We start from the raw sequence: 4040 nt of genomic DNA on the forward strand, positions 1-4040 counted from the left end.
GGATCGCGCTGACGTTGGGCCGCCGGCCGAGCAAGCTGGTGCCGCGCCCGCTCGACGCGCTGTCGATCCGGGCGCGCTTCGACCTTGCCCTGACCCTGACCCGCAGCGCCGGCGGGCTGACCCTGACGCGCAAGCCGATTGCCGTCGACACGACGCCGTGGCGGCTGCAGGGGCTGGTCGGGTCGAGCCTGTACCGCTCGCTGCGCGCGGCCGGTGCTCCCGCCAAGGCGGCGGAGGGCTTCATCAAGGCGCTCGCGACGCGGCTGTCGATCGGCCGCGATGTCAACGCCGCCGACAGCTACGACCTTGTTATCGAGCGCGCCCATGCCGCCACCGGCGAGACCCGGCTGGGTGGGCTGTTGTTCGCCGGGCTCGACCAGGGCGGCAAGGCGACGCGGCTGGTCCGCTGGATGCAGGGCGGCCATGACGAGTGGTTCGACGCCGACGGCCAGACCGAGCGGCGCGGCGAGATGGCGATGCCGGTCGCCGGCCACATCACCTCCGGCTTCGGGATGCGCTTCCACCCGATCCTGGGCTTCAGCCGGATGCACAAGGGCCTCGACATCGGCGCGCCGACCGGCACGCCGGTCTATGCCGTGGTCGAGGGCCGGGTGCGCAGGACCGGCTGGACGGGCGGATCGGGCAATTTTATCGAGCTGGTGCACACGCCGACGCTGGCCACCGCCTATCGCCACCTCAGCCGCATCGCGGTGCGGCCCGGCGAGTCGGTGCGGCGCGGCGAGGTGATCGGCTTTGTCGGCTCGACCGGCCTGTCCACCGGGCCGCATCTCCATTGGGAGGTGTGGAAGAACGGCATCGCGGTCAACCCGCAGCAGATGTCGTTCGACAGCGTCGAGCGGCTGACGGGCGAGGCGCTGGTCGCGTTCAAGGCGCGGGTGGCGAGCCTGATGGCGGTGAAGCCGGGGAAGTAGCCCATGCGGCCGGCGCGCGGCCCGCTTCGCGTGCCGAGTAAACGTCTGCGACCTGCCCCCGGCAGGTCGCTGATCGGCATTTACTTCCCCTGCGCCCGCCAGCGCTGGACGGTGCGGGTGATGATGCCCTCCTCGCCGCCGACGTCGCGCCACAGCTGCGAGAACAGCGGATCGCCCGAGGCCGGCCGCTGCGCCTCCTCCAGGTCGTCAAAGGCGACGCGGATCGGGATGGTGACGCCCTCGCCGCAGATGATGCACTCGCGATTGCGCAGCGCCGGGATCGAGTCGAGGAAGCCGCGCGCGCCCTCGGGCATCGCGCCGCGCACGAACGCCTGGTCGCGCTCGTTGTTGAGCCGCATCGAGATGATCGTGCCGCATTGCGACAGCACGCCTTCCGACAGGTCGGACGGCCGCTGCGTGATCAGCCCCAGGCTGACGCCGTATTTGCGGCCTTCCTTGGCGATCCGCCCGAGGATGCGGCCGACCGAGGAACGATCGGCGTTGCGCTCGCTGGGGATGTAGCGGTGCGCCTCCTCGCAGACGAGCAGCACCGGCCGCTGCACCTCGTTGCGCGACCAGATCGCGAAGTCGAAGGTCATGCGGCTCAGCACCGCCACCACCACCGCGGTGATGTCCGACGGCACCCCCGACACGTCGACGATCGAGATCGGCTTGCCACCCCCCGGCATCCGGAACACGCGGGCGAGGAAGTCCGCCATGGTGTCGGCGACCAGCATCCCCGAGAACATGAAGCCATAGCGCGGGTCGGCCTTGATCTCGTCGATCTTGGTCTTGAGCCGCAGATAGGGCGCGGTGTCGCCGGCGCGGTCCAGCTTGCCCATCTCGGCCTGGATCAGGTTGGTTAGGTCTGACAGCAGGTAGGGGATCGGCGCGTCGACCGTCAGCTTGGCGATCTCCTGCCCCAGCCGGTTCTTCTGGCGGGCGGCGAGCAGGCATTTGGCGAGGATGTCGGCGTCGATCTGCTGGTCGGAGCCGTCGCTGGTCAGGAAGACCTCGCAATGCTCCTCGAAGTTCATCAGCCAGTACGGCATGGCGAGGTTGGTGACGTCGAAGATCGCACCGCGCCCCTGGAAGGCGGCGGCATATTCGCCGTGCGGGTCGATCATGACGATATGGCCCTCGGGGGCCAGCTCGCAGATACGATGGAGGATCAGCGCCGCCGCGGTGGACTTGCCGGTGCCGGTCGAGCCGACCAGCGCGAAATGCTTGCCGAGCATCGCGTCGACATACAGCGCGGCGCGGATGTCGCGGGTGGGATAGACGTGGCCGATCTCGATATGCGCGCGGTCCTCGGCTGCGTAGACCTGTTTCAGGTCGGCGGCGCTCACCGCGAACACCTCGCAGCCCGGCAGCGGATAGCAGGTGACGCCGCGCCGGAAATTGTAGAGCTTGCCGGTCAGCCGCTCCTCGTCGCCCTCGCCCAGGAAGTCGATATCGGCGACGATGCGGCCCGAGGCGACATCCTCCAGCGCGAGGCTGCGGACGTTGGCGACCAGCCATCGCGCGCCGACCCGCAGCTTGATCTGGCTGCCGACCTGGCCGGCATTGGCGGCGATGGCGTCGGATGACAGTGCCTGCGCCTCGACCAGCGCCTGGTCGAGCAGCACCCGGCTCGACCCGCCCGCGATCGACAGGACGATGCCCAACATGCCGGCATCCGGCCGACTGCGGCCGAGCGGATGGTACGGCATCGCGGCGCGGAAGGCGTCGGCATTGGGCATGTCGTTCATGAGCAGGCGACCCCTTTGCCGGCGGAGCTAGCCCGCGACGGTTAAGATCGCGTTGATCGGGCTGGAGGAAGCAGAAGAAATCGGCCCAGCTCAGCAGCTTCCCCGGCTCAAAGCCGCCGCGCGACCCAGCCTGCCGTCCAGCCGAGCAGCACCGACAGCGCCACTGCGGCTAGGCCGTAGACCCAGCTCCACCGCACCGCCGCGCGTGCGACCTGGCGTTCAAAGCCAGACTTGCGGATGTCGATCGCGCGAATGGCGGCGGCGAGGACATGGCCGTCGCGGATCAGGAAGGTCTCGGCGGTGAAGCGCCCCACCGGCACGCGCGCCGGGATGGTGACGCGCGCGCGATAGAGGACGCCATCGGCGATCGACACCGCGCCCGGGTCCTCGACATACAGGCCGCTACGGCGCTTGAGGTCGACCAGCCCCTGCTGGAAGCGCGCCTGCATGTCGGGCGCGGCGCTGGAGGCGGGGGAGAGCTGCAGGCTGTCGAGCCCCAGCTCGTAGATCGCCCGCGTCCGCTCGTCGAGCAGCCGCGGCACCGGCCGCGACGAGGCAATGGCATAGAAGCTGGGCGCGGACGCATAGCGCAGCCGGTCGGCATTGACCCACAGGCCCGCGACCTTCTCCTTCTCGCGCACCAGGATCGCCTGGGTCGGGCCCTTGACCACCACCACCACATCGGTCGGGGTGCGGTCGCTCGGCCGCCGCCCGCCGGGATAGAGGATCGCTCCGAACAGCAGCAGCTGTGCGCCGGTGAAGCTGTACGCGATCTCGATCTCGCGCTGCGACACGTCGGGCACCAGCACCGGCTTGCCCGCGCCCACCAGCAGCGGCAGCGTCGCGGCAAGGGCGAACGCCCGCCTCACGTCAGCTCGACGGTGAAGATCGCTTCCGGCTGCCAAACCAGCCCCAGGAAAATGCGCAGCCCCACCGCCAGCACCAGCAGCGCCAGCAGCAGCCGCAGGTAATCGGGCCGGAGCCGCACCGCCAGCCGCGCGCCGATCTGCGCGCCGGTCACCGAGCCGACCAGCAGCAGTGCGGCCAGCACGATGTCGACCGCGTGCGTCGTGGTGGCGTGGATCATCGTCGCCGCGGCGGTGACGAACAGGGTCTGGAACAGCGAGGTGCCGATCACCACCGCGGTCGCCATGCCGAGCAGATAGACCATCGCCGGCACCAGCACGAAGCCGCCGCCGACGCCGAGCAGGACGGTGAGCACCCCGGTGAAGACGCCGAGCAGCAGCGGCGCGAGCGGCGAGATATACAGCCCCGACTTGTAGAAGCGCGTCCGGAAAGGCAGCGCCGCGACCAGCGGGTGGTGGCGGCGCTTGGCCGCGCGCGGCCGGGCGGTGCC

Annotated in this window: 4 protein-coding genes; 1 reads left to right on the forward strand and 3 read right to left on the reverse strand. The window is 70.1% G+C overall.

Going from position 1 to position 4040, the window contains the following annotated elements; all coding sequences use genetic code 11:
* Positions 1-932 (forward strand): M23 family metallopeptidase (locus tag HUU96_RS12650; RefSeq protein WP_174293125.1); only part of this gene is annotated, 932 nt, incomplete at its 5' end.
* 80 nt (positions 933-1012) lie between these two features.
* Here HUU96_RS12650 and HUU96_RS12655 read toward each other — a convergent pair.
* The 3 genes from HUU96_RS12655 to HUU96_RS12665 all read right to left on the reverse strand — a co-directional run.
* Complete coding sequence (locus HUU96_RS12655; RefSeq protein ID WP_174293126.1) at positions 1013-2683, reverse strand: ATP-binding protein; 1671 nt, start codon at positions 2681-2683, stop codon at positions 1013-1015.
* A gap of 107 nt (positions 2684-2790) precedes the next feature.
* Entirely contained in the window at positions 2791-3552 is a 762-nt protein-coding gene (locus HUU96_RS12660) for a TIGR02186 family protein (protein WP_174293127.1), read from the reverse strand.
* On the reverse strand, positions 3549-4040 hold a 492-nt coding region (locus HUU96_RS12665; RefSeq protein ID WP_174293128.1), incomplete at its 5' end, for a sulfite exporter TauE/SafE family protein. The genes HUU96_RS12660 and HUU96_RS12665, both read right to left, overlap by 4 nt.

The sequence above is a fragment of the Sphingomonas bacterium genome (assembly GCF_903644135.1).
Classification (GTDB): domain Bacteria; phylum Pseudomonadota; class Alphaproteobacteria; order Sphingomonadales; family Sphingomonadaceae; genus Sphingomonas.

Coding starts and splice junctions, on each gene's coding strand:
- HUU96_RS12655 (WP_174293126.1), bottom strand. CDS start 2,683: ATGAACGACATGCCCAATGCCGACGCCTTCCGCGCCGCGATGCCGTAC.